General features: G+C 53.9%; 21 protein-coding genes and 4 tRNA genes. 20 read left to right on the plus strand and 5 right to left on the minus strand.

The window, feature by feature from the left end; all coding sequences use genetic code 11:
- Position 1: 1 nt before the first annotated feature.
- Positions 2 to 1297: an ATP-dependent RNA helicase RhlB gene (rhlB, locus tag WFL93_RS16530; RefSeq protein WP_009127796.1), complete on the minus strand. Its 1296-nt coding sequence runs from the start codon at positions 1295 to 1297 to the stop codon at positions 2 to 4.
- Positions 1298 to 1414: 117 nt separating this feature from the next.
- Here rhlB and trxA point away from each other — a divergent pair, with 117 nt between their 5' ends.
- From trxA to WFL93_RS16620, 18 genes are all read left to right on the plus strand, one after another.
- Complete coding sequence (gene trxA / locus WFL93_RS16535) at positions 1415 to 1747, plus strand: thioredoxin TrxA (protein WP_008105741.1); 333 nt, start codon at positions 1415 to 1417, stop codon at positions 1745 to 1747.
- 345 nt (positions 1748 to 2092) lie between these two features.
- Positions 2093 to 3352, plus strand: coding sequence for a transcription termination factor Rho (gene rho / locus WFL93_RS16540; RefSeq protein WP_008105744.1), 1260 nt, complete (start codon positions 2093 to 2095; stop codon positions 3350 to 3352).
- A gap of 277 nt (positions 3353 to 3629) precedes the next feature.
- On the plus strand, positions 3630 to 4715 hold the full coding sequence (wecA, locus tag WFL93_RS16545) for a UDP-N-acetylglucosamine--undecaprenyl-phosphate N-acetylglucosaminephosphotransferase (protein WP_009127802.1): 1086 nt from the start codon (positions 3630 to 3632) through the stop codon (positions 4713 to 4715).
- A 21-nt stretch (positions 4716 to 4736) separates the two neighbouring features.
- A complete protein-coding gene (wzzE, locus tag WFL93_RS16550) occupies positions 4737 to 5786 on the plus strand; it encodes an ECA polysaccharide chain length modulation protein (RefSeq protein ID WP_336778596.1) in 1050 nt (349 codons plus the stop codon).
- 10 nt (positions 5787 to 5796) lie between these two features.
- On the plus strand, positions 5797 to 6921 hold the full coding sequence (wecB, locus tag WFL93_RS16555; protein WP_049852305.1) for a non-hydrolyzing UDP-N-acetylglucosamine 2-epimerase: 1125 nt from the start codon (positions 5797 to 5799) through the stop codon (positions 6919 to 6921).
- Positions 6922 to 6923: 2 nt separating this feature from the next.
- Positions 6924 to 8183, plus strand: coding sequence for a UDP-N-acetyl-D-mannosamine dehydrogenase (gene wecC / locus WFL93_RS16560; protein ID WP_009127808.1), 1260 nt, complete (start codon positions 6924 to 6926; stop codon positions 8181 to 8183).
- Positions 8180 to 9256, plus strand: coding sequence for a dTDP-glucose 4,6-dehydratase (rffG, locus tag WFL93_RS16565; protein WP_336778597.1), 1077 nt, complete (start codon positions 8180 to 8182; stop codon positions 9254 to 9256). Before wecC ends, rffG begins: the two co-directional genes overlap by 4 nt.
- A gap of 24 nt (positions 9257 to 9280) precedes the next feature.
- Positions 9281 to 10162 carry a glucose-1-phosphate thymidylyltransferase RfbA gene (rfbA, locus tag WFL93_RS16570; protein ID WP_180822812.1) on the plus strand — a complete coding sequence of 294 codons (882 nt, stop codon included), beginning with the start codon at positions 9281 to 9283 and terminating at the stop codon, positions 10160 to 10162.
- The gene (gene rffC / locus WFL93_RS16575; RefSeq protein ID WP_336778598.1) at positions 10140 to 10838 is read left to right on the plus strand and encodes a dTDP-4-amino-4,6-dideoxy-D-galactose acyltransferase; all 699 of its coding nucleotides are present in this window, start codon (positions 10140 to 10142) and stop codon (positions 10836 to 10838) included. The genes rfbA and rffC overlap by 23 nt, the downstream gene beginning before the upstream one ends.
- Positions 10835 to 11965, plus strand: a complete 1131-nt coding sequence (gene rffA / locus WFL93_RS16580) for a dTDP-4-amino-4,6-dideoxygalactose transaminase (protein ID WP_336778599.1) — start codon at positions 10835 to 10837, stop codon at positions 11963 to 11965. The genes rffC and rffA overlap by 4 nt, the downstream gene beginning before the upstream one ends.
- Positions 11965 to 13218 (plus strand): lipid III flippase WzxE, encoded by a 1254-nt coding sequence (wzxE, locus tag WFL93_RS16585; RefSeq protein WP_336778600.1) that lies wholly within the window; start codon positions 11965 to 11967, stop codon positions 13216 to 13218. The genes rffA and wzxE overlap by 1 nt, the downstream gene beginning before the upstream one ends.
- Positions 13215 to 14279 (plus strand): TDP-N-acetylfucosamine:lipid II N-acetylfucosaminyltransferase, encoded by a 1065-nt coding sequence (locus tag WFL93_RS16590; protein ID WP_336778601.1) that lies wholly within the window; start codon positions 13215 to 13217, stop codon positions 14277 to 14279. The genes wzxE and WFL93_RS16590 overlap by 4 nt, the downstream gene beginning before the upstream one ends.
- Before the next feature lie 2 nt (positions 14280 to 14281).
- The gene (gene wzyE / locus WFL93_RS16595) at positions 14282 to 15625 is read left to right on the plus strand and encodes an ECA oligosaccharide polymerase (protein WP_009127825.1); all 1344 of its coding nucleotides are present in this window, start codon (positions 14282 to 14284) and stop codon (positions 15623 to 15625) included.
- A 28-nt stretch (positions 15626 to 15653) separates the two neighbouring features.
- Complete coding sequence (gene wecG / locus WFL93_RS16600) at positions 15654 to 16388, plus strand: lipopolysaccharide N-acetylmannosaminouronosyltransferase (RefSeq protein ID WP_049852313.1); 735 nt, start codon at positions 15654 to 15656, stop codon at positions 16386 to 16388.
- Between the two features lie 159 nt (positions 16389 to 16547).
- Positions 16548 to 16624, plus strand: a tRNA-Arg gene (locus tag WFL93_RS16605).
- Between the two features lie 92 nt (positions 16625 to 16716).
- Positions 16717 to 16792 (plus strand) — tRNA-His (locus tag WFL93_RS16610).
- 16 nt (positions 16793 to 16808) lie between these two features.
- A tRNA-Leu gene (locus tag WFL93_RS16615) sits at positions 16809 to 16895 on the plus strand.
- A gap of 36 nt (positions 16896 to 16931) precedes the next feature.
- Positions 16932 to 17008 (plus strand) — tRNA-Pro (locus WFL93_RS16620).
- A 576-nt stretch (positions 17009 to 17584) separates the two neighbouring features.
- Here the strand turns inward: WFL93_RS16620 and hemY are convergent.
- Genes hemY through hemC form a run of 4 tightly spaced genes read right to left on the minus strand, consistent with a single transcriptional unit; the run spans position 17585 to position 21616 of the window.
- Positions 17585 to 18781 (minus strand): protoheme IX biogenesis protein HemY, encoded by a 1197-nt coding sequence (hemY, locus tag WFL93_RS16625; RefSeq protein WP_336778602.1) that lies wholly within the window; start codon positions 18779 to 18781, stop codon positions 17585 to 17587.
- Positions 18782 to 18783: 2 nt separating this feature from the next.
- Positions 18784 to 19914, minus strand: coding sequence for a uroporphyrinogen-III C-methyltransferase (gene hemX / locus WFL93_RS16630; protein WP_009127830.1), 1131 nt, complete (start codon positions 19912 to 19914; stop codon positions 18784 to 18786).
- A 23-nt stretch (positions 19915 to 19937) separates the two neighbouring features.
- Positions 19938 to 20678, minus strand: a complete 741-nt coding sequence (gene hemD / locus WFL93_RS16635) for a uroporphyrinogen-III synthase (protein ID WP_009127832.1) — start codon at positions 20676 to 20678, stop codon at positions 19938 to 19940.
- Positions 20675 to 21616, minus strand: coding sequence for a hydroxymethylbilane synthase (gene hemC / locus WFL93_RS16640; RefSeq protein WP_336778603.1), 942 nt, complete (start codon positions 21614 to 21616; stop codon positions 20675 to 20677). The genes hemD and hemC overlap by 4 nt, the downstream gene beginning before the upstream one ends.
- 317 nt (positions 21617 to 21933) lie before the next feature.
- On the opposite strand from hemC, the gene WFL93_RS16645 reads away from it, so the two are divergent.
- Entirely contained in the window at positions 21934 to 24495 is a 2562-nt protein-coding gene (locus WFL93_RS16645) for a class I adenylate cyclase (protein WP_036621210.1), read from the plus strand.
- Positions 24496 to 24629: 134 nt separating this feature from the next.
- Complete coding sequence (lptM, locus tag WFL93_RS16650; RefSeq protein WP_009127837.1) at positions 24630 to 24833, plus strand: LPS translocon maturation chaperone LptM; 204 nt, start codon at positions 24630 to 24632, stop codon at positions 24831 to 24833.
- Positions 24834 to 24857: the final 24 nt, after the last annotated feature.

Below are 24857 nucleotides of genomic sequence, written 5' to 3' on the forward strand. Positions count from 1 at the left end.
CTTAACCTGAACGCTTACGGTTGCTATTGCGCGGCGCGCCGCTGCGACGGTTACTGTTGTTACCGCCTCGGCGTGGACCGTTTCCTGTGCGGCTGCGTTGCAGGCGCTTCGGTGGTGGCAGTTCGTTTAGCAATGCATCGCTGTTGTACTTGCTGACCGGAATACCGTGGCCAATGTACTCTTCAATCGCCGGCAGGTTCAGCGCGTACTCTTCACACGCCAGGCTGATGGAGTGACCGCTGGCTCCCGCGCGGCCCGTACGGCCAATGCGGTGTACGTAGTCTTCGCGATCGTCTGGCAGATCGTAGTTGAACACATGCGTTACCGCAGGAATGTGCAGACCACGTGCGGCGACGTCGGTAGCGACCAGGATATCGACATCACCTTTGGTGAAATCGTCGAGGATGCGCAAACGTTTTTTCTGTGCAACATCACCGGTCAGCAGACCGACGCGATGACCATCGGCAGCCAAATGGCCCCAAATGTCTTCACAGCGATGTTTGGTGTTGGCGAAAATAATGGCGCGATCGGGCCACTCTTCTTCAACCAGCGTTTGCAGCAAGCGCATTTTCTCTTCGTTAGAAGGGTAGAAAAGCTCTTCTTTAATGCGATGGCCGGTTTTCTGCTCGGGTTCCACTTCCACGTATTCGGCGTTGTTCATGTGCTCAAACGCCAATTCACGCACGCGGTAAGACAAGGTGGCAGAGAACAGCATACTTAGGCGTTGGGTGGCCGGCGGCATGCGGCGGAACAGCCAACGAATGTCTTTAATAAAGCCGAGATCGAACATACGATCGGCTTCATCCAGCACAACAACCTGAATGGCGCCAAGGTTGACATGGTTCTGCTTGGCATAGTCGATCAGACGTCCGGTGGTGCCCACCAGGATGTCGACGCCATCTGCCAGCACTTTCAGTTGTTTATCGTAGCCGTCGCCACCATAAGCCAGGCCCAGCTTTAAGCCAGTTACCTTCGCTAACGGTTCAGCATCGGCATGAATTTGTACGGCGAGCTCACGCGTTGGGGCCATGATCAGCGCACGTGGCTGATTGATCTGGCGACCTTCTGCGGCAGGATGAGAAAGAAGATAATGAAACGTTGACGTCAGGAACGCCATCGTTTTGCCGGTACCGGTTTGCGCCTGACCCGCGACATCACGCCCTGAAAGCGTAAAAGGCAACGCGAGCGCCTGGATAGGCGTGCAGTTAGAAAAGCCTTTGGTATCAAGGGCTTCTACCACCTGAGGGTGCAGGGCGAAGTCGGAAAACTTCTGTTCAGTTAAGTGTGTTTTGCTCATAGTGTGGTAGAATATCAGCTTACTAGCGCTTTACGAAAGCGTATCCGATGAAATAAAGTCAACCTACGTTGGTATAATTTACGCCAATTCGCCAGGCACAATCTTTTGGAGTTAAACATGAGCAGCGATAAGATCGTTCACTTGACCGATGACAGTTTCGACACAGACGTACTGAAAGCAGACGGTGTCACTCTGGTAGATTTCTGGGCTGAATGGTGTGGTCCTTGCAAAATGATCGCCCCAATCCTCGACGAAGTCGCCGAAGAGTACGAAGGTAAGCTTACCATCGCTAAGTTGAACATTGATGACAACCCGGGTACTGCGCCTAAATATGGCATCCGCGGTATCCCAACTCTGCTGCTGTTCAAGAACGGCGAAGTGGCGGCAACCAAGGTTGGCGCACTGTCTAAAGGCCAGTTAAAAGAGTTCCTGAACGCCAACCTGGCCTAAGCCCGGCGCGGTGTTTGTTCCGCAGTGGTGAATTTTTTCGCCACTGCTGGACGTCTCACTTTAAGCGTGTTAAGTTGAGTTCACTGCATTACGCTCTTACCTTGTAGTTTGCATCTAAGTTTTCCCTTGTCAGACCCTACTCGCAATGAACGTTATCGTGGTTTGGCAATCTGATGACTAGCACATTCGGCATCATCTTTCGACCGTCTCCTCGTTTCCTATCGCCACATCTGACGATAATCGTCGAGCTGAGTTGAAAAAGAGCCATTAACAGGCATGGAATTTTTGCCATACCACTCACGACAATCATTTCGAGAATTACCCCGAGTTTAAGAACCCATCACTATGAATCTTACCGAATTAAAGAATACGCCGGTTTCTGAGCTGATTACCCTCGGCGAAAATATGGGGCTGGAAAACCAGGCGCGTATGCGCAAGCAGGATATTATTTTCTCTATCCTGAAACAGCACGCAAAAAGCGGCGAAGACATCTTTGGTGATGGTGTGCTGGAGATACTGCAGGACGGATTTGGTTTCCTCCGTTCTGGAGACAGCTCCTACCTCGCCGGTCCCGATGATATCTACGTCTCTCCTAGCCAAATCCGCCGCTTCAACCTCCGCACTGGTGACACCATTTCTGGCAAGATTCGTCCGCCAAAAGAGGGTGAACGCTACTTTGCGCTGTTGAAAGTTAACGAAGTTAACTACGACAAGCCGGAAAACGCGCGCAACAAGATTCTGTTCGAAAACCTCACGCCGTTGCATGCCAGCAAACGCATGCGTATGGAGCGCGGTAATGGCTCGACTGAAGACCTGACAGCACGCGTGCTGGATCTGGCTTCGCCGATTGGTCGTGGTCAACGTGGTCTGATCGTGGCGCCGCCGAAAGCGGGTAAAACCATGCTGCTGCAGAACATTGCGCAGAGCATTGCCTACAACTATCCAGATTGCCTGCTGATGGTACTGCTGATTGACGAACGTCCGGAAGAAGTGACCGAGATGCAGCGTCTGGTTAAAGGTGAAGTCATCGCTTCTACCTTTGATGAGCCAGCTTCACGTCACGTGCAGGTTGCTGAGATGGTAATTGAGAAGGCCAAGCGTCTGGTTGAGCACAAAAAAGATGTCATCATCCTGCTCGACTCCATCACTCGTTTAGCGCGTGCCTATAACACTGTGGTACCTGCATCAGGCAAAGTCCTGACCGGTGGTGTGGATGCCAACGCCCTGCATCGTCCAAAGCGTTTCTTCGGCGCGGCACGTAACGTGGAAGAGGGCGGTAGCCTAACCATTATCGCCACCGCACTGGTTGATACCGGTTCGAAGATGGACGAAGTGATTTACGAAGAGTTTAAAGGTACAGGTAACATGGAATTGCACCTCTCGCGTAAAATCGCTGAGAAGCGTGTGTTCCCAGCGATTGATTACAATCGTTCAGGTACCCGTAAAGAAGAGCTGCTCACCACTCAGGAAGAGCTGCAGAAGATGTGGATCTTGCGCAAAATCATCCATCCTATGGGTGAAATCGACGCAATGGAGTTCCTCATCAATAAACTGGCTATGACCAAAACCAACGACGAATTCTTCGATATGATGAAGCGTTCATAAGTTGCATGTGTAGAGCCGCTAAGCCAAGCGGCTCTTCGCACAATTTGCCAGGAATTATTGCTAACGCCACGTCTTAACGTGGCGTTTTTTATTTATGGGCATTAGGATTAGCCCAGCAGGAAGCATTTATAATGACTGCGGCAGAAATTTGCTGATTTTTTAAGCTGTCGGATTTTTCTGCAGCAAAATTCGGAATAGGGATGAACGGCAATAGCTGGCATTTTGCATATTGTTGTCCACGATTTTAGCTGAGAGCATTAACGTGAATTTACTCACTATGAGTACAGAGCTTGGCCTAACTTTTCTTTTCTCTTTAGCCTTTATCTTTATTGCTCGCAAAGTGGCGAAAAAGATTGGGTTGGTGGATAAGCCTAATTTAAGGAAAAGACATCAAGGTGTTATTCCATTAGTTGGCGGGATTTCTGTTTATGCAGGTGTCTGTTTTGCCTTTTTGATTACCAAATCATATATGCCAAATGGATTTCTCTACCTGATCTGCGCAGGAATTTTGGTGCTGGTGGGCGCTCTGGATGATCGTTTCGATATTAGCGTCAAGTTTCGCGCTTTTGTACAGGCGGTTATTGCTGTTGTGATGATGTTTGGCGCCAAGCTGTATCTGCTGAGCCTCGGATTTATTGTTGGCCCAGTGGAATTCATCGTTGGCCCATTTGGGTACGTCCTCACGCTTTTTGCCGTCTGGGCCGCTATCAATGCATTCAACATGGTTGACGGCATTGACGGTTTACTCGGTGGATTATCATGCGTCACCTTTGGTGCCATGGGAATCATTCTTTATTTTGATGGAATGGTTAGTCTTGCGATGTGGTGCTTCGCCATGATTGCCGCCACCATTCCTTATATCCTGCTTAATCTGGGATTCCTGGGACGGCGTTACAAAGTCTTCATGGGGGATGCTGGCAGTACCATGATCGGTTTTACGATTATCTGGATATTGTTAGAGACGACCCAGGGACTGAGCCATCCAATTACCCCTGTCACCGCACTTTGGCTGATCGCGATACCTTTAATGGACATGATTGCGATCATGTACCGTCGTTTACGCAAAGGCATGAGCCCTTTTTCTGCAGATAGACAACACATTCATCATCTCATCATGCGAGCTGGATTTTCATCCCGACAAGCTTTTTTGCTGATTACTGTCGCTGCTGCATTATTAGCCGGGATTGGCGTATTAGGTGAATATCTGGCGTTCATTCCTGAATGGGTGATGCTCGTCTTGTTCTTAATGGCATTTCTTCTTTATGGCTACTGCATTAAGCACGCCTGGCGTATGGCTCGTCGATTGCGTCGTATTAAACGTCGTTGGAACAAAGCCACTTCGGGTAAAAATTACTCCCGGTAAGCGCCCAAATAAGGATTTTTTATGAACTCTGCCATTGTGGAGAACGAACTGGATATGCGTGGCCTCGCTTGCACGCTGTGGCGTGGCAAGCGCTGGATTGTTGGCCTGGCCGTGCTGTTTGCACTGCTGGCATGGCTGGCTTCCATGTTGATGAAGCAGGCGTGGAGCACCACTGCGGTCACCGATCGTCCAACGGTGAATATGCTGGGTGATTTCTTTGTTCAGCAGCAATTCCTCAATAATCTGGATGTCCGCACCAATACGCTCAATCTCAGTTCACCCGTGCCGACCGTAATGGACGAGGTTTATCAAGAGTTCACCATGCAACTGGCATCATGGGATACGCGTCGGGATTTCTGGCAGCAGACTGAATACTTCAAAAGTCGTAAAAGCGGCAATGCGCACAATGATGCGGCGTTGCTCGATGACTTGATCACCAACATCCAGTTCACGGCGGCCGATCCGGCGCGCAATATCCTGGACAACATTAAGCTGGTCGCCGAAACCGCCGGTGATGCTAACAATCTGCTGCGTCAATATATTGCGTACGCCAGCGAGCGTGCGGCGCGTCATCTGAATGCCGAGCTGAAAGGTGCCTGGCAGGCACGCAGCGTGCAGCTGCAGTCGCAGGTTAATCGTCAGCAAGAAGTGGCGCAGGCGGTGTTTGCGCGTCAACGCCAGCGTATTGAGCAGGCGCTGAAAGTGGCGAGCGAGCAGGGTATTAAAGAGAACCGCGCGCCGGCAACGGGTGAAGCATTACCAGACAGCGATCGTTTCCTGTTAGGGCAGCAAATGCTGCAGGCACAACTCGATACCCTACAAGCCAGCGGACCTGCTTACGATTTAAGCTATGATCAAAATAGAGCGATGCTGAGTACACTGCAGACCGGACCGCGACTGGATAAACAATTCCAGACTTATCGCTATCTGCGCACGCCGGAAGAGCCGGTATCGCGCGACAGTCCGCGTCGTCTGTTTATGATGATCATGTGGGGCGTCATTGGCGCGCTGGTCGGTGCGGGAGTGGCGCTGGTGCGTCGTCCGCGTTTAACGTTACCAACGAGCCACTAAGAGAAGTCATGTGAAAGTTCTGACCGTATTTGGCACGCGTCCTGAAGCGATCAAAATGGCTCCGCTGGTGCAGGCGCTGGCGCAGGATGCTGCGTTCGAGTCGCGCTTGTGCGTCACCGCTCAACATCGTGAAATGCTCGATCAGGTGCTGCGTCTGTTTCAGCTTCAGCCCGATTATGATCTGAATATCATGCGCCCCGAGCAAGGGCTGACGGAGATCACCAGCCGCATTTTGCAGGGCATGAAAACCGTATTAGCTGATTTTCAGCCAGATGTGGTGTTAGTGCACGGTGACACCACCACCACGTTTGCTGCCAGCCTGGCGGCGTTTTATCACCAAATACCTGTTGGTCATGTAGAAGCGGGCCTGCGCACGGGTAATCTGCTGTCGCCGTGGCCAGAAGAGGCCAATCGTACGCTTACCGGACATCTGGCGAGCTACCACTTCACGCCGACGGAAAATTCGCGGCAGAACCTGTTACGCGAAAATCTGCCCGATGCGCGTATCTTCGTTACCGGCAACACGGTGATTGATGCGCTGCTGTGGGTACGCGATCGCGTGCTTGATGATGCCGATCTTAACGCTCGCCTTGCGGCGCGCTATCCGTTCCTCGACCAGGACAAAAAGCTGATTCTGGTCACCGGCCACCGCCGCGAAAGCTTTGGCGACGGATTCGAACGTATTTGCAGCGCGCTGGCGCAGATAGCGCGCCAACATCCAGAGGTGCAAATCGTTTATCCGGTACATCTCAACCCTAACGTCAGCGAGCCGGTAAACCGCATTCTGAGCGGCATTGATAATATCATCCTGATTGAACCGCAGGAGTATCTGCCATTTGTCTGGCTGATGAATCGCTCATGGCTGATTCTCACTGATTCTGGCGGCATACAGGAAGAAGCGCCATCGCTCGGCAAGCCCGTGCTGGTGATGCGCGATACCACCGAGCGGCCAGAAGCCGTTGCAGCCGGCACGGTGAAACTGGTGGGCACCGATATCAGTAAGATTGTCGCGGAAGTCAGCCTGCTATTACAGGATGATGAAGCCTGGCAGGCAATGAGCCGCGCGCACAACCCGTATGGCGATGGTCATGCCTGCGCGCGCATCTTGCAGGCCCTAAAACAACACAGAGTATAACCATGCGTTTTGAAACCATTTCCGTTATCGGACTGGGCTATATTGGGCTGCCAACGGCGGCCGTTTTTGCCTCACGGGGAAAAAAAGTCGTGGGCGTGGATATTAATAGCCGCGCTGTCGAAACCATTAATCGCGGCGATATCCATATCGTTGAACCTGAGCTGGGTGATGTGGTGCGCGACGCGGTGCGAGACGGATATCTGCGCGCCACTACGCAGGCAGAAGCCGCCGATGCTTTTCTGATTGCGGTACCCACGCCGTTTATCGGCGACCATCAACCGGATCTCAGTTATGTGCAGGCCGCCGCGTTGTCCATTGCGCCGGTATTAAAGGCGGGCGATCTGGTGATTCTCGAATCGACGTCGCCAGTCGGCGCAACTGAGCAAATGGCTGAGTGGCTGGCGGCGGCGCGTCCAGACCTGCGCTTTCCGCAGCACGGTGATGCATGCGACGTGTTTATCGCTTACTGTCCGGAGCGCGTATTGCCCGGCAAAGTGATGGTCGAACTGCTGGAAAACGATCGCGTGATTGGTGGTATGACGCCAGCCTGTTCCGCGCGGGCCAGTGAGCTGTACCGCATTTTCCTGCGCGGCGAATGCGTGGAAACCCATGCGCGCACCGCCGAGATGTGCAAACTGACAGAAAATAGCTTCCGCGATGTGAATATCGCGTTTGCCAATGAGCTGTCGCTGATTTGTGCAGAGCAAGGCATCAACGTGTGGGAGTTGATTGCGTTGGCGAATCGCCATCCACGCGTCAATATTCTGCAGCCTGGGCCGGGCGTGGGCGGTCACTGTATTGCCGTCGATCCCTGGTTTATCGTGGCGCAAAATCCCGAGCAGGCGCGACTGATTCGTACCGCGCGTGAAGTGAATGATGCCAAGCCCGGCTGGGTGCTGGATCAGGTAAAACAGGCGCTGGCGGAGTGCCTTACCGCCAGCGGCAAACGTGCCAGCGACGTCACCATTGCCTGCTTTGGGCTGGCCTTCAAACCGAATATTGATGATCTGCGCGAAAGCCCGGCGATGACGGTGGCTCATCTGATTGCCGAATGGCACAGCGGTCAAACCTGGGTGGTTGAACCGCACGTAACGGCCATCCCGCAGCGTCTGGCGCACGAAGCCACATTGGTCGCAACCGAAGAGGCGCTGCAACAGGCGGATATTCTGGTGATGCTGGTCGATCACGCGCAGTTCCGTGCGGTTGATGCTACACAGATTGCGCAGCCGTGGATCGTCGATACTAAAGGTGTCTGGCGATGAAACAGTATTTGGTTACCGGTGGTGCAGGATTTATCGGTTCGGCGCTGGTACGTTTTCTGATTGAAAACACTGACCATCGCGTTGGGGTGGTCGATAAGCTGAGTTACGCAGGCAATCTGGCCTCGCTGGCGCCGGTACAGCAGGATGCGCGTTTCGCCTTCGAGCAGGTGGATATTTGCGATCGTGCCGAACTGGATCGCGTGATGAAGCAGTACCAGCCGGATTGCATCATGCACCTGGCGGCGGAAAGTCATGTCGATCGTTCAATTGACGGCCCAATTGCCTTCGTCGAAACCAATATCGTTGGCACCTATCAACTGCTGGAAGCGGCGCGTCATTACTGGAATGGCATGGCGGATGAGCGCAAAAAAGGCTTTATTCTGCATCACATCTCTACCGACGAAGTGTTTGGCGACCTGCACGGCAGTGACGATTTCTTTACCGAAACGACGCCATATGCGCCAAGTAGCCCTTATTCAGCCACTAAGGCCAGCAGCGATCATCTGGTACGTGCCTGGCTGCGCACTTATGGTTTGCCGGTGATCATCACCAACTGCTCTAACAATTATGGTCCGTATCATTTCCCGGAGAAGTTGATCCCACTCACCATCATCCATGCGCTGGCCGGTAAACCGTTGCCGGTATATGGCAATGGCAGCCAGATTCGCGACTGGTTGTATGTGGAAGACCATGCGCGAGCGCTTTATCGCGTTGTCAGCAGCGGCAAAGTAGGTGAAACCTACAATATCGGCGGCCATAATGAGCGACGCAATCTTGAGGTGGTAGAAACGCTGTGTGATTTGCTGGATGAACTGGCCCCCCAGCAGCGAGCACCACATCTCGCTCGTTATCGTGACTTAATTACTTTTGTCAGCGATCGTCCCGGACACGACTTACGTTACGCCATCGACGCCAGCAAAATTGCACGTGAGCTTGGCTGGACGCCGCAGGAAACGTTTGAAAGTGGCATTCGCAAAACGGTGCAGTGGTACCTGGCGAATCCACAATGGTGGCAGGCGATTCTTAATGGCAGCTATCGCGGTGAGCGACTGGGCCTGGCCGCACCGCGCTAAACTATCCATTCAGAAGGAGCAGCGATGAAAGGCATCATTTTAGCCGGAGGTTCGGGTACGCGTTTGCATCCGATTACTCGCGCCATCTCGAAGCAGTTGTTGCCGGTATACGACAAGCCGATGATTTACTATCCGCTGTCTGTGCTGATGTTGGCCGGAATTCGCGAAATTCTGATCATTACCACGCCGGAAGATCGCGCTCACTTTGAACGCTTGCTGGGCGATGGCAGCGAATTTGGCATCCAGCTGGCGTATGCCGAACAACCTAGCCCGGACGGGCTGGCGCAGGCATTTATCATTGGTGAATCCTTTATCGGTGACGACCCGTGCTGCCTGGTGCTGGGAGACAATCTTTATTTCGGTCAGGGCTTCAGCCCCAAACTGAAGAAGGTGGCCGCACGCAGCCGCGGCGCTACCGTGTTCGCATATCAGGTGATGGATCCCGAGCGTTTTGGCGTGGTGGAGTTTGATGATGACTTCAACGCGCTCTCAATTGAGGAAAAGCCGCAGCAGCCGAAATCGCGCTGGGCGGTAACGGGCCTCTATTTTTACGATAATCGCGTGGTGGAGTTTGCTAAACAGGTTAAACCTTCCGCGCGGGGTGAGCTGGAAATTACCGCTATCAATCAGATGTACCTCGATCAGGGTGAGCTATCTGTTGAGCTATTGGGCCGTGGTTTTGCCTGGCTGGATACCGGAACACATGACAGCCTGATTGAGGCGAGCATGTTTGTGCAGACGGTTGAAAAACGCCAGGGGTTTAAAATTGCCTGCCTGGAAGAGATTGCATGGCGCAACGGCTGGCTAAGCGACGCACAGTTGCTGGCAGCGGCACAGGCGCTCACCAAAACCGGCTACGGCCAGTACCTGCTGGATGTTCATCATGCCCGTCCGCGTCAATATTAATCCCCTTACGTGGGAAAATGACTTCTTCGGCCAGAACAGCGCTCGTTTAACGCTGGATGGCGATCTGCCGCTGGCGGAAGCGCTTGAACAGCCGTATGCGCTGTGGCAAACCAAAGTGCCTGCTGAGCGTGTTGAGGTGATCGATGCGTTGAGTCAACACGGCTTTCAGTTGGTTGAAGGTGAAGCCGACCTCGCCATCGGTATCAAACTTACCGAGCGGCAAACCGGGGTGCGCATCGCGCGGGAAGCGCAAATCCCAGCATTGCGAGCCGCCGCAGCGCAGGCGTTTAGCCAAAGCCGCTTTCGCGCGCCGTGGTTTGATGCGGCTGACAGCGGGCGTTTCTATGCGCAGTGGATTGAGAACGCCGTGCGCGGCACCTTCGATAACCAATGCCTGGTAGCCTGCGATGAGCAGGGCGCGCTGCAGGGTTTCGTTTCAATGCGCGAAGTCGACGGCGATATGCGTATTGGTCTGCTAGCGGTATTGCCCGACGCGCAAGGCTGTGGCGTGGGCCAGCGTTTACTGCTCGCTGCCGCTGACTGGGGCCGCGTGCGCCAGCTTGCGCATCTGCGCGTAGCCACCCAGCTCAGCAATCTCGCGGCGATGCGCCTCTATTTACGCAGCGGTGCGCGGCTGGAAAGCACCGCTTACTGGTTCTACAGGAAAGCCACATGATCCCCTTTAATGCACCGCCGATTGTCGGCAGCGAAGTTGAATACATGCAGTCGGCGATGGCCAGCGGCAAACTGTGCGGTGACGGCGGCTTTACTCGTCGCTGCCAGCAGTGGATGGAGCAACATTTTGGCAGCAAAAAAGTGTTGCTGACGCCGTCGTGCACCGCGTCGCTGGAGATGGCCGCGCTGCTGATCGATCTGCAGCCCGGCGATGAAGTGATCATGCCGAGCTACACCTTCGTCTCCACCGCCAATGCCTTTGTGCTGCGCGGCGCGACCATTGTGTTTGTCGATGTGCGTCCCGATACGCTGAATATTGACGAAACCTTGATTGAAGCAGCGATCACGCCGAAAACCCGCGCTATCGTGCCGGTACATTACGCGGGCGTGGCCTGCGAAATGGACAGCATCATGGCGCTGGCAGCGAAGCATAAACTCTATGTGATCGAAGATGCCGCGCAGGGTGTGATGTCGCAGTACAAAGGACGCGCGCTCGGCACCATCGGTCATATTGGCTGCTTCAGCTTCCACGAAACCAAAAACTACACCGCGGGCGGTGAAGGCGGGGCGACGCTGATCAATGAGGCGCAGCTGGTAGAGCGTGCTGAGATCATTCGCGAAAAGGGCACCAACCGCAGCCAGTTTTTCCGTGGTCAGGTGGATAAATATACCTGGCGCGATATTGGCTCCAGCTATTTGATGGCGGATCTGCAAGCCGCCTATTTGTGGGCGCAGCTGGAAGCGGCGGAGCATATTAATCAGCAGCGCTTGCGCCTATGGCAGCGCTATTATGATGCGCTGCAACCGCTGGCAGCAGCCGGTCGTATTGAACTGCCGGTGGTGCCGGAGCATTGTCAACACAATGCGCACATGTTCTACATCAAACTGCGCGACAGCAACGATCGTCAGGCGCTGATCAACTGGATGAAAGAAGCGGAAATCCTCACGGTGTTTCACTACATCCCGCTGCACTCATCGCCGGCGGGTGAACGCTTTGGCCGCTTCCACGGTGAGGATGTGTTTACCACCGCTGAAAGTGAGCGCCTGCTGCGTCTGCCCTTGTTCTATAACCTCTCGGATAATAACCAGCGCACGGTGATCAGTTCGCTGTTGAGTTTCTTTGCCTGATGTCGTTAGCCAAAGCCTCAGTCTGGACCGCCTCCTCCACGCTGATAAAAATCGTTGCCGGCTTGTTGGTGGTGAAGCTGTTAGCGATCAGTTTTGGACCGGAAGGTATCGGGCAGGCGGGTAACTTCCGCCAGTTAATCACCGTACTCGGCGTGCTGGCAGGCGCGGGTATCTTCAACGGCGTCACCACTCTGGTGGCGCAGCATCAGCAACAGCCGCAACAATTACGTGCGGTCACCGGCACGGCGTCGGCGATGGTGCTGGGCTTTTCTACGCTGTTGGCGCTGGTTTTTTTACTGGCGGCACGGCCCATTAGCGCGGCGCTATTTGGTCATGCTGAATACGAAAATGTGGTGCGCATTGTCGCCTTTCTCCAGCTCGGCATTGCCTGGGCTAACCTGACTCTGGCGCTGCTTAAAGGTTTTCGCGATGCGCGCGGCAATGCGCTGGCGCTTATCGCTGGAAGCCTGATTGGCGTGCTTGGTTATGTATTGTGCTGGTGGCTGGGCGGTTACGCTGGTGCGCTGGTCGGTTTGGCGCTGGTACCGGCGCTGGTCGTCTTTCCTGCCCTGATCATGCTGCGACGCCATCGCGACTTATTACCGCTGAGCTGGCTTAAGCCCACATGGCAGCCCGAGCTGGCGCGTAATTTGGCGAAGTTTACGCTGATGGCGCTGATTACCTCATTCACCTTGCCGGTAGCGTGGGTGATGATGCGAAATTTGCTGGCAGAACAGCAAGGTTGGGCGCAGGTCGGCTTATGGCAGGGCGTTACCAGCATCTCCGATGCTTATTTGCAGTTTATCACCGCCACCTTTAGCGTCTGGTTGCTGCCTACGCTGGCGCGTCTGGAAACTAAGCCGCAGATAGCGCGTGAAATTGGCCGTGCGCTGCGCTTTGTTTTGCCAGCCGTCGCCGCTGCCAGTTTCTGCGTGTGGCTGCTACGCGATGTAGCTATCTGGCTACTGTTTTCGCCGCAGTTCAGCGCCATGCGTGACCTTTTTGTCTGGCAGTTGTGTGGTGACGTCTTTAAAGTCGGCGCCTATGTTTTCGGATATCTGGTGATCGCCAAAGCGTCGCTGCGCTTTTATATTCTGACTGAAATTAGCCAGTTTGCGCTGCTAACCGGCTTCTCCCATTGGCTGATCCCGCTGCACGGCTCCGCTGGAGCCGCGCAGGCTTATATGGCCACCTACGTACTCTATTTCGCCCTTTGCTGTGGCACCTTCTTGATTTATTGCCGGAAAAAATGACTTTATTTCACGTGTTGGGATCGGATATCCCGCATCACAATCATACGGTGCTGCGTTTCTTTAATGACGTGATGAGCGCCGAGATGCCTGGCGATACGCCGCGTCAATTTATGGTGGTTGCCAGCGCGCCAGAAACGCTGCATGCCTATTCGTCACTGCAGATTGAAACCTTCACCAGTAAGCGTGCATTGGCGCAGGCGGTGGTGGCGCGCGCAGCCGATCGTTCGCAGCGCTTCTTCTTTCATGGCCAGTTCAATCCGGGCATTTGGCTGGCGTTACTGAGCGGCAAACTGCGCCGTCAGCAGGCGTTCTGGCATGTGTGGGGCGCGGATCTCTATGAAGAAGGACGCGGGCTCAAGTATCAGCTGTTTTATCTGCTGCGCCGCCTGGCACAGGGGCGCGTAGCGCAAGTATTTGCTACGCGAGGTGATTTGCACCATTACCAGCAACGTCATCCGCGCGTTCCGGCTTCACTGCTCTATTTCCCGACGCGCATGCCAGATATGGCAATCCCCGCGTCGCTGGAAACCTGTGATTTCACCATCCTGCTTGGTAACTCTGGCGATCGCAGTAATCACCACATTGCCGGTCTAGAGGCGATTCGTGCGCAGTTTGGCGAACGGGTAAAAATTGTGGTGCCGCTCGGCTATCCGGAAAACAATCATGGCTACATTGATGAAATTGCTGCGACAGCACAGCGCTTGTTTCCGGCGGGGCAGGTCACTTTACTGCGTGACAAAATCGACTTTGATGCCTATCTGAGATTGCTTAGCCGCTGCCAGCTCGGCTATTTTATGTTCGAACGTCAGCAAGGCATTGGCACACTTTGTCTGCTGATTCAGGCTGATATTCCCTTCGTGCTGAACCGCAAAAATCCGTTCTGGCGCGATCTCAGTGAACAAGGCTTGCCGGTATTGTTTAGTGAAGATGCGCTGGATGCGGCCAGTATCGCTGAAGCACAGCGGCAACTGAAGCAGTGTGATAAATCATCGATTGCCTTCTTTGCCCCGGGTTATCTGGCAGGCTGGCGCGATGCGTTAACCCTGAGTGAAAGGAAATGAACATGAGCCTGATGCAGTTTAGTGGTCTGCTGGTGGTTTATCTGTTTTCGCTGGGTTTCATTCTGACCTTAACCTGGCGAGAATTTAAACGGGTGCGCTTCAATTTCCACCTGTTCTTTACCATTCTCTTTTTACTGACCTTCTATTTTGGCTTCCCGCTGACCAGCGTGCTGGTGTTCCGCTTTAACGTCGCGGTGGTGCCAGCGGAATATCTGTTGCAGGCGCTGCTGGCCGCCACCAGTTTTTATGCCATCTATTACGTCAGCTACAAGGTACGGCTGCGGCCGGCTAATGCGCCAGCGCGCAAACCCTGGCTGGAAATGAACCGGGTCGAAACCCATCTAACCTGCCTGCTGCTGGCGCTGGTGGCCATTGGCACCGTAACAGTGTTCTTTATGCACAATGGCTTGCTGTTGTTCAGGCTGTCGGCGTACAACCAGATTTTCTCCAGTGAAGTGTCCGGCGTGGCGCTCAAGCGCTTCTTCTATTTCTTTATTCCGGCGATGTTGATTCGTTACTTCCTCAAGCCAACGCAGCGCCAGTGGCTGTGGTTTTTACTGGTATCGGTCGCATTTGGATTACTGACCTACGCGCTGGTGGGCGGCACGCGCGCCAATATTATTATCGCTTTTGCGCTGTTCCTGTTTATTGGTATTACGCGTGGCTGGATCACCTTGTGGATGCTGGTCGGCGCCGGCGTGATGGCGATTGGCGGCATGTTTTGGCTGGCGTTGCGTCGCTACAACCTTGATGTGGTGGGTGATGAGGCGTTTTACACCTTCCTTTATCTGACGCGCGATACCTTCTCGCCTTGGGAAAATCTGGCACTGTTACTGCAAAACTACGACAAAATCGATTTTCAAGGATTGGCGCCGATTTGGCGTGATTTCTACGTGTTCATCCCCAGCTGGATGTGGCCAGGGCGTCCATCAATGATTTTGAACAGCGCCAATTACTTTACCTGGGAAGTGTTAAACAACCATTCTGGCTTAGCTATTTCACCTACGCTGCTTGGTTCGCTGCTGGTGATGGGGGGCGTGTGGTTTATCCCGATCGGCGCGGTTGCTGTGGGCCTGCTTATGAAGGGCTTTGATAACCTTTATCTGTATGGTCGTGATACCAGTAACCGATATAGCGGGGCGATTTTGCAGAGTTTTTGCTTCGGCGCGGTATTTAACATGATCGTGCTGGCACGTGAAGGGCTGGATGCTTTTGGCTCGCGCGTGGTGTTCTTTTGTCTGATTTTTGCTGCCTGCATGTGGGTGGCTAAATTGTTGTACTGGCTGTTGGCGCGCGCGGGGCTAATTCGTCCGCGCAGTGAGCCGGTTTTACACAGCCCATCTTAACTTCTGGGCACAACGGGAAATTCATACCATGGAAACCGATAAGCCGCGCTATAGCCTGCGCGGAGTCGATCTTCACGCCTTCAACGATATGGCGAGCTTTCTGCGCTTTCTTTTGCCCGATGGTAAGCCGCGCAGCGGCACATTGGTGGCGATAAATGCAGAGAAAATGCTGACGCTGGAAGAGGATGCGCAGTTACGCTCGTTGATTGCTGAGGCGGAATTCAAATATCCGGACGGCATCAGCATCGTCCGCTCGCTGCGCAAAAAATATCCCCAACTGCAGGTCAATCGCATTGCGGGCGCGGATCTTTGGGAAGCGTTGATGGAGCATGCTGGGCGCAGCGGCATTCCAGTCTTTCTGATTGGTGGACGTCAGGCAGTGTTGCAGGAAACCTGCGACAAGCTGCGTCGGCAGTGGAATGTGAATATCGTTGGCAGTCAGGATGGTTACTTTGCCCCTGAAGATCGCGAGGCGCTGTTTGCCCGTATTGCGGCAAGCGGCGCGCAGATTGTTACGGTAGCGCAGGGTTCGCCGCGTCAGGAGTTGCTGATGCGTGATTGCCGCGCACATTGGCCGCATGCGCTCTATATGGGCGTGGGTGGCACTTATGATGTTTTCACTGGGCACGTTCAGCGCGCGCCGATCTGGTGGCAAAAATCCGGATTGGAATGGCTTTATCGTCTCATTCGTCAACCTTCACGTTGGCGTCGCCAATTAAAGCTGCTGAAATATTTACGCTACCATTGGCGCGGCGATCTCTGAAATTGCTGATTTTTCCAGCAGAATTGACAGGGTAAGCGCCTCAAACTGCAGTAATTATCGATGGAATGCACAAAGCGTAATCAAACGCGTTTTTTTTATAAAAAAGGGCTGGACAGCATGAGGTCAAGCCCGTAGTATGCCCATCCGCAACGGCGCTACGCGCCCGTAGCTCAGCTGGATAGAGCGCTGCCCTCCGGAGGCAGAGGTCTCAGGTTCGAATCCTGTCGGGCGCGCCATTTAGTTTGTGCGCAAGAGCTTCGGTGGTTGGGTTAACCGCGTTATGCAGTGAATTTACGTAAGCGTGACACGTTTACGCACCAGATTTATGGTGGCTATAGCTCAGTTGGTAGAGCCCTGGATTGTGATTCCAGTTGTCGTGGGTTCGAGTCCCATTAGCCACCCCAGATTTTGCTCGGTCACGCGATGGTGGCGGAATTGGTAGACGCGCTAGCTTCAGGTGTTAGTGTTCTTACGGACGTGAGGGTTCAAGTCCCTCCCTTCGCACCAGGCAAAATTACGCAGTAGCGGTAAAAAGTAAAAAATCGGCGAGTAGCGCAGCTTGGTAGCGCAACTGGTTTGGGACCAGTGGGTCGGAGGTTCGAATCCTCTCTCGCCGACCATATTCGAAAAGCCTGCTTGAGAAAGCAGGCTTTTTTCGTTTCTGCCCGCCAAACGCGCCTCACTTCGTAATTAACGCTCCCCGAACGCACCATTCTGCGCTTTGTCGCTATTAAGCAACATCTAACCCTTTGATTTTTAATAGCATGACAATTCCTTGCATTGCTTGTCGCTCTGCAGAGACAGCTTTTAACGCTTTCGTCGTGATTTGCCGACAGTTATGCGTACACCATCGGTTTATCTTACTGATATAAAATAACTTATTATGTAATCTGCAGTTTTGGCACAGCTTGTGCAATACTATTCCTGTAGATGCTCATTCCACCTCTTATGTTTGCTGATGCTACATAAACCTGGGAATGATGCAGAGCCCCTTACGGCATCCGTTGTCCAGCCTGGCAGTATTTGCGCACGCTTTACTGCAGTAAGAAGGACATTACGTTGAGTCGGATGCCATCAGTTGTCTTAATGACCTGATCTTACACCTGCTTATGGCAGGTGTTTTTTTATCTACGTTTGCCACAGGCGAAAAAAAAGCCGGGACAAGCCCGGCGTGCACAAAAGTAACAATCGTATAATCAGGTGCTGGGATTGGTCTTCAGCGTGAGTAACAAGCCTTCCCGACGCATTTTCGCGGCGTCTTCCGGGCGATGCAGACGATCGTAAACATCCGCCAGCCAGGCATAATCAAAGGCATCCGGTCGCTGCGCTAACGCTTGCTGGAATGCCTCTGCCGCCTGCTGCCATTCACCATGACGCATCAGCATCTGACCCAGCGTACTGTGCAACAGTGGCGTAGCGCCGTGCTGTTTAATCTGCTGGCGCAGTGCTTTCTCTAGCGATTGCGGATCGCCGCTTTTAATACGCGGCATCAGCAGCACCAGACGATCGTCATACTGGCGTTTCAGGCCGTCCAGCACGATGCTTTGCGCCGTATCCGGGTCGTCACACTCAATCAGATGTTCCACCATCGCCACTTGCAGTGCGGTTTCCTGACGCGTTTTACGACTCTGGTTCTGCCACCACTTTTTCAAACCATCGCTACCCTGATCGGCCATCGCCTGATTCATCAGGCCCAGCCAGGCTTGCTGCTGCAATGCGTCGCGCTGTGCTTCATCGTTGATCTGCACTTTTTGCATTGCAGGCAAGATATCGAGCAGTGCACCCCACGCGCCGGTACGTACATAGGCTTGTTCTGCCAGACGAAGCACTTCCGGATGGCGAGGCGCCACTTCCAGCAGGCGGTCGACGCCGTGACGAGCAGCATGATCTTCATTACGCGCTAATTGCAGACGCACGCGGGTGATTTCAACCGGAATGGTATCGTTCACCGACAACTCGGCGGCACGCTCCAGATGCTGGTTAGCGCGAATTTCATCACCACGTTGCTGTGCCGCTTCCGCAGCCAGCAAGTAGTTTGCGACCGGCTGATCGGCGTGGTCGGCATTTTTCGACAGCAGTTTTTCTGCCTGCTTGAAATCGCCTTCTGCTAGCTTCATCAGCGCGCTTTGCGTGTGACGCTGCGCGCTACGACGCTTGCGGCCCGTAAACCATCCGCGCGTGCGTGCGCCAGTGCGGAACAGGCGACGCAGAATCCACTCGACTAACAAAATTACCAGCAGGCTGAGGATCAAGATAATCGCCAGTCCCGTCACACTGGTTTCGATGTTCCAGTTGTCGGTCTGAATCAGCACATAGCCTTGATGGCCAGCAACTATCGGCCCGATTACAATGCCCGCAATCAGCAGCAGGAAAAGCACCAATACTTTAAGCATGGTTAGCCTCCCTGTTGGTCAGCGGCAACCGATGGCTGAGCCAGCAAATTACGCACACGGGTTTGCATCAGTTTTTCCAGCAGCGGCTGACTTTCCAGCGTGTCCGGCACATCCATCGAAATGCTTTGCTGGCTCAGTTCATCTAACTGAGCGAGGAAGGCTTTGGTGGCGGCATCATTGGTGTCGTACCAGGCGCGTACCCAGGTTGAGACGGCATCAATAGACTGTTTATAAATTTCGTCCTGATGACGTGGTACAGCCTGAGCAGCAATGAGCAGACGCGAACGGATGTTTTCACGCAGATAAACGTCCTGATTGGGTGCCAGCAGCGGCTGCGCGGTGTTATCGCGACGACGGATGGTGATGAAATCATCCATAAAGTTATGCCAGCTTTTCACCAGGTTTTGTCGCCACTCGTGCAGTGAGCTAGAGAGTTCACCGCCATCGGCATCCATCGGTGAATCATCGCTGTCGTTATCGGCCAGGCGCAGATTATCAACGCCGTTCGACAGCTGATTGAGCTTGAGAATGGTGCCGTCATAATCAACCTGGCTGACTGCGGAGAGCGAGCTGATATCCTGCGTCAACGCACGACGCACGTTCATCACGCTTGGATCGTTCATATCCGCCAAACTGGTATCGGCACTTTTCAGTAACGCTGCTGCGGTAGTGACATCCTGATCGCTCCACAGTTTGCGGCCAGCCAGTTTGACGAGATAATCCGCCTGAGCCAGCAGCCAGGTGCGGGTATCGTTACCCGAAATGGTGGCGACTTTATCACGCAGGGTTTCCAGCTCTTTAGCACTGTTGTCCTGCTGCGTGCGCGTCTCTTGTAAGGCGCTGTTAGCGCTCTCCAGTTGTTGCGTCAGCTGCTGTTTATCGCTGCCTAGTTGCTGCTGCAAGGCGCTCAGCTGCTCAGTCAGATTCTGATTAGTTTGAGCCTGTAAATCGGCCTGGTGTTTCCCATTGAGGTAAAGTCCCGCCCCAATCGCCAGCGCAATGACAATCGCCACCGCACTCAGCACCTTGCCATCGCTCTTTTTATCGCGAGGAGGCTTGGTTGCTGGAGAGGGAGAATTGTCCGCTGGGGTGGTTTCTTCAACCATGGCGGAGGAGGCTTTTTGTTCCGTCATTATGGCTCATCCCATTGTTAAGTTCAGCGTAACGCGCGCAGCAGCGCATCGTTATCGGCACCATCGGCTACATCAATGTCCTGCCAGCCTAATTCAGCGGCTTGCGTAGCCAAACGTTCACTGACGACTACAAGTCGACAGTGCAGTAACCATTCCCGTCGATCAATCGGCGGAAACAGAGAAAAGAGTTGTTGTAACATTTCACCGCTGGTGACCACCAGCGTTGTAATCCCGCGATCGCGCCAGCGGCGGCCTTCAATCGCGCCGTTATAGTGTTTTTCACAGCGCTGATAACACTCGCAATACTGCACTTCAGCACCGCGTTCAATCAGCGTTTCTGCCAGTAATTCGCGGCCTGGGCTGCCCCGCAGAATTAATGCGCGTTTGCCGTTTACCTGCTGCAAGCGATTCAGACGCACCAGTTCTTCACTGGTCTCCCGCGCATGAGGGTAGTCTACTTTCAGATTACTGACGGTGTGCAATGCCAAAGCGGTGCTGCGACCGATAGCATAATAGTTGAGTGCTTCGGGCCATGCTGTGGCGTGGTGCTGTAAAGCGGGTTGGGCGAAGGTCACGACCTGCTGCGATAGCAAAAATACCAGATCGCCCGGCTGCAGTGCGGCAAGTTGATGCGGCAGATGTTGAAGATCGCGACCCGGCGTGAATTCAATGAGCGGAAAACTCCATGCCAGCTTCCCCAGGTTTCGCAAGCGCGAAACCAGTTCGGTAGCAGCCGGTTCCGGACGGGTCACGAGGATGGTCATGCGGGAGGTTGTCCCTGATAAACTTCACGCAAAATGTCGCGCGCGCCGCCTTCAAGCAGCTCTTCAGCTAACGAAATGCCCATTTGTTCGGCCTGATCGCGTGGACCACGACGCTCGCCTACCACCATCTGATTGCCGTCAGGTGAACCGACTAAACCGCGCAGCCATAACTGATCGTCTTCCAGTACCGCGAAGCTACCGATCGGCACCTGACAACCGCCTTCCAGCCGCGTGTTCATCGCGCGTTCAGCGCGCACGCACACGGCGGTATCATCGTGATTCAGCGCCTGCAGCAGCGTAATCAATTGCGCATCATCAACGCGGCATTCGATGCCGACAGCGCCCTGGCCAACGGCAGGCAATGAGATCTCTGCGGGCATCGCCTGGCGGATGCGATCTTCCAGGCCTAAACGCTTCAGTCCTGCCGCAGCAAGAATGATGGCGTCGTATTCCCCAGCATCAAGTTTACCGAGACGGGTTCCAACGTTGCCGCGCAGCGAACGGATGACTAAATCTGGACGACGCGCGCTAATCTGGCACTGGCGACGCAGACTGGAGGTACCGACCACCGCGCCCTGCGGCAGTTCATCAATGCTGTGGTAACGATTAGAGACAAAAGCATCGCGTGGATCTTCACGCTCGCAAATGGTCACCAGACCGAGCCCTTGTGGAAAATCGACCGGCACATCCTTCATCGAGTGCACGGCAAGATCGGCACGGTCTTCCAGCATTGCCAACTCAAGCTCTTTGACAAAAAGCCCTTTGCCGCCCACTTTGGCCAGCGGCGTATCAAGGATGACATCACCTTTCGTGACCATCGGCAGCAGCTCTACCTGTAGCCCCGGATGGGCGGCCATCAGGCGCTGTTGGACATATTGTGCCTGCCACAGAGCGAGAGGACTTTGTCTGGTAGCAATTCTGAAAATTTTGTTTAACATGCTGTTAACCATTTTGATCGTTCATCGAATATCCTATCATTGATAGGGGAATGCTGTCAGTTTCAACGGATTGAAAAGGCCGCGATGTCAGACTCAGCCTGAAATAATCAGGATCTCAGTCTGAAGTCGAAGTCTGAAAAAAGCAGTGCTACGTTCGGAACATGCTAAACTGTTAAGTAGCGCAACTTTCTTTACGGTCAATCCTCCAGGTGTTAGATTGATCACGTTTCCAGCAATAATTTGCCCAATATCTTTATTATTAAGCGGCAGATTGCGGAAACAGGGTGCTTAACACTGGGACAATCAGGCGAAACGTCTTGTACCTCTACATTGAGACACTGAAACAGAGACTGGATGCGATTAACCAGCTGCGCGTCGATCGCGCACTGGCTGCTATGGGGCCTGCTTTCCAGCAAGTCTACAGTCTGCTGCCAACATTTTTGCACTACCATCATCCGCTGATGCCGGGCTACCTCGAAGGTAGCGTTCCGCATGGCGTTTGCCTCTTCACGCCCGATGAAAATCAACAGCAGCTGCTGCAGAGCTTAACAAGCGGTCAGCCGCTCGATCTTAGCAATGCCGTTGCTGGCGAACGCCCAATTACCGGTATTTACTCCATGGGCAGTACCTCGTCCGTTGGGCAAAACAGCATCTCCGATCTCGACATCTGGGTGTGCCATCAATCCTGGCTGGATAATGAAGAGCGCCTCAATCTGCAGCGCAAGTGTACGCTTCTGCAGAAATGGTGTGTGTCGATGGGTGTGGAAGTCAGCTTCTTCCTGATTGACGAGAACCGTTTCCGCCACAATGAAAGCGGCAGCCTCGGCGGTGAAGATTGCGGCTCGACCCAACATATTCTGCTGCTGGATGAGTTTTACCGTACCGCCGTGCGTATGGCGGGTAAACGCATCCTGTGGAACATGGTGCCTGGCGAAGAAGAGCACCATTACGACGATTACGTCATGTCACTCTATTCCCAGGGCGTGTTGACGCCAAATGAGTGGCTCGACCTTGGCGGCCTTGGCACGCTGTCGGCGGAGGAGTACTTCGGCGCCAGTTTGTGGCAGCTGTATAAAAGTATCGATTCTCCGTACAAAGCGGTGCTGAAAACCCTGCTGCTGGAAGCCTACAGCTGGGAATATCCCAATACGCAGCTCCTGTCGATGGATATCAAGCAGCGCCTGCATGATGGCGAAATTGTCTGCTTCGGACTCGATCCCTACTGCATGATGCTGGAACGCGTGACGCGCTATCTCACCAGCGTTGATGACATGGCGCGCCTCGATTTAGTGCGTCGATGTTTCTACTTAAAAGTGTGTGAAAAGCTCTCCAGCGAAGATCACCATCATCAGCGTACTGGCTGGCGTCGCGAGATTCTTTCGCAGCTGGTGAAAGAGTGGGGCTGGGATGAAGAGAAGCTGGCGGTACTGGATAACCGATCGCAGTGGAAAATTGAACGGGTACGCGAAGCGCACAATGAGCTGCTGGATGCGATGATGCAGAGTTATCGCAACCTGATCCGCTTTGCGCGTCGCAACAATTTAAGCGTCAGCGCCAGCCCGCAAGATATCGGCGTGCTGACGCGTAAACTGTATGCCGCGTTTGAGGCGCTGCCAGGTAAAGTCACGCTGGTTAACCCGCAGATTTCACCCGATCTCTCGGAAGAGAATCTCACCTTTATTCACGTCCCGGCGGGCCGCGCTAATCGCGCCGGCTGGTATCTGTACAACCAATCGCCGGACATGAGTTCAATCATCAGCCATCAGCCGCTGGAATATAACCGCTATCTGAACAAGCTGGTGGCGTGGGCGTGGTTCAACGGTTTGCTGACCAGCAAAACGCGCCTGCACATGAAAGGCAACGATCTGTGCGACCTACCGCGTCTGCAGGAACTGGTCAACGATGTATCGAGCCACTTCCCGTTGCGCGTACCGGCTCCAACGCCAAAAGCGCTGTATAGCCCGTGCGAAATACGTCATCTGGCGATTATCGTCAATCTGGAACACGATCCCACCTCGGCATTCCGCAATCAGGTGGTGCATTTTGATTTCCGTAAGCTGGATGTGTTCAGCTTCGGTCAGCAGCAGCAATGCCTGATTGGCAGTATCGATCTGCTGTATCGCAACTCATGGAATGAAGTGCGTACGCTGCACTTCAACGGCGAGCAGGCGATGATTGAAGCGCTGAAAACCATTCTCGGCAAAATGCATCAGGATGCTGCACCGCCGGATACGGTGGAAGTGTTCTGCTACAGCCAGCATCTGCGCGGGTTGATCCGTACGCGCGTGCAGCAGCTGGTTTCGGAGTGTATTGAGCTGCGTCTGTCGAGCACGCGTCAGGAACCGGGCCGCTTCAAAGCGTTGCGTATGGCGGGCCAAACCTGGGGCTTATTCTTCGAGCGCATGAGCGTGTCGGTGCAGAAGCTGGAAAACGCCGTCGAATTCTATGGCGCGATTTCCAATAACAAGCTGCACGGCTTGTCGATCAAAGTGGAGTCGAACCAAACGCCGCTGCCGCCGGTGGTTAACGGTTATGCCAGCGAAGGCATCATTCAGTTCTTCTTTGAAGACACCAATGACGATCGCGGCTTCAACATCTATATCCTCGATGAAACCAACCGCGTTGAGGTTTATCACCATTGCGAAGGCAGTAAAGAAGAGCTGGTACGTGATGTGAGTCGTTTCTACTCATCGTCACACGATCGCTTTACCTACGGCTCCAGCTTTATCAATTTCAACCTGCCGCAGTTCTACCAGATTGTGAATACGGGCGAGCGTTTCCAGGTGATTCCATTCCGCAGCCAAACGCTGACGCAGCTCTGCGCCACGCAGCCTGATAACGACAACGGCGACTTCCAGCCGCGCTACCAAATGCATTGATCCTGCCCGCGTTCGCGCGGCGGGATGCGCTGTAACTCTGACCTGCTGCTGGATTTGCGGCTATTTCCTGTTGCTTTTACATCGTCAACTGCGATGATAAGCAACCATGGCTTAAGGACAGAAGAGCAGACAGAATGATACGAGTGATAAGTCAGCTGGGTATGGCGCTGGCACTGGTCAGCCTGGTAGGCTGTGGCCTAAAAGGACCGCTATATTTCCCGCCGAAAGATCAGCCTAACAAGCCTAATCAGCAGGTCACCGAGCAGCAGCAGAAAGCCGCTCAGGATGCTGATGTCGGCGGTTTGGTCACCAGCCAGCCTGGTTCGCAGGCGAACTAAACTCTATGAGTAATCCGGCGGAGC

The organism is Pantoea sp. USHLN256 (assembly GCF_037149875.1).
Taxonomy (GTDB): Bacteria; Pseudomonadota; Gammaproteobacteria; order Enterobacterales; family Enterobacteriaceae; genus Pantoea; species Pantoea nemavictus.

Excerpts from the sequence above, each read along its gene's own strand:
- rffA (WP_336778599.1), top strand. The coding sequence starts at position 10,835 with ATGATCCCCTTTAATGCACCGCCGATTGTCGGCAGCGAAGTTGAATAC.
- hemC (WP_336778603.1), bottom strand. The coding sequence starts at position 21,616 with ATGTTAAACAAAATTTTCAGAATTGCTACCAGACAAAGTCCTCTCGCT.
- lptM (WP_009127837.1), top strand. The coding sequence starts at position 24,630 with ATGATACGAGTGATAAGTCAGCTGGGTATGGCGCTGGCACTGGTCAGC.
- wzxE (WP_336778600.1), top strand. The coding sequence starts at position 11,965 with ATGTCGTTAGCCAAAGCCTCAGTCTGGACCGCCTCCTCCACGCTGATA.
- wecG (WP_049852313.1), top strand. The coding sequence starts at position 15,654 with ATGGAAACCGATAAGCCGCGCTATAGCCTGCGCGGAGTCGATCTTCAC.
- WFL93_RS16590 (WP_336778601.1), top strand. The coding sequence starts at position 13,215 with ATGACTTTATTTCACGTGTTGGGATCGGATATCCCGCATCACAATCAT.
- hemD (WP_009127832.1), bottom strand. The coding sequence starts at position 20,678 with ATGACCATCCTCGTGACCCGTCCGGAACCGGCTGCTACCGAACTGGTT.
- rfbA (WP_180822812.1), top strand. The coding sequence starts at position 9,281 with ATGAAAGGCATCATTTTAGCCGGAGGTTCGGGTACGCGTTTGCATCCG.
- rffG (WP_336778597.1), top strand. The coding sequence starts at position 8,180 with ATGAAACAGTATTTGGTTACCGGTGGTGCAGGATTTATCGGTTCGGCG.
- rho (WP_008105744.1), top strand. The coding sequence starts at position 2,093 with ATGAATCTTACCGAATTAAAGAATACGCCGGTTTCTGAGCTGATTACC.
- rhlB (WP_009127796.1), bottom strand. The coding sequence starts at position 1,297 with ATGAGCAAAACACACTTAACTGAACAGAAGTTTTCCGACTTCGCCCTG.
- trxA (WP_008105741.1), top strand. The coding sequence starts at position 1,415 with ATGAGCAGCGATAAGATCGTTCACTTGACCGATGACAGTTTCGACACA.
- hemY (WP_336778602.1), bottom strand. The coding sequence starts at position 18,781 with ATGCTTAAAGTATTGGTGCTTTTCCTGCTGCTGATTGCGGGCATTGTA.
- rffC (WP_336778598.1), top strand. The coding sequence starts at position 10,140 with ATGCCCGTCCGCGTCAATATTAATCCCCTTACGTGGGAAAATGACTTC.
- wzzE (WP_336778596.1), top strand. The coding sequence starts at position 4,737 with ATGAACTCTGCCATTGTGGAGAACGAACTGGATATGCGTGGCCTCGCT.
- wecC (WP_009127808.1), top strand. The coding sequence starts at position 6,924 with ATGCGTTTTGAAACCATTTCCGTTATCGGACTGGGCTATATTGGGCTG.
- wecA (WP_009127802.1), top strand. The coding sequence starts at position 3,630 with ATGAGTACAGAGCTTGGCCTAACTTTTCTTTTCTCTTTAGCCTTTATC.
- wzyE (WP_009127825.1), top strand. The coding sequence starts at position 14,282 with ATGAGCCTGATGCAGTTTAGTGGTCTGCTGGTGGTTTATCTGTTTTCG.
- hemX (WP_009127830.1), bottom strand. The coding sequence starts at position 19,914 with ATGACGGAACAAAAAGCCTCCTCCGCCATGGTTGAAGAAACCACCCCA.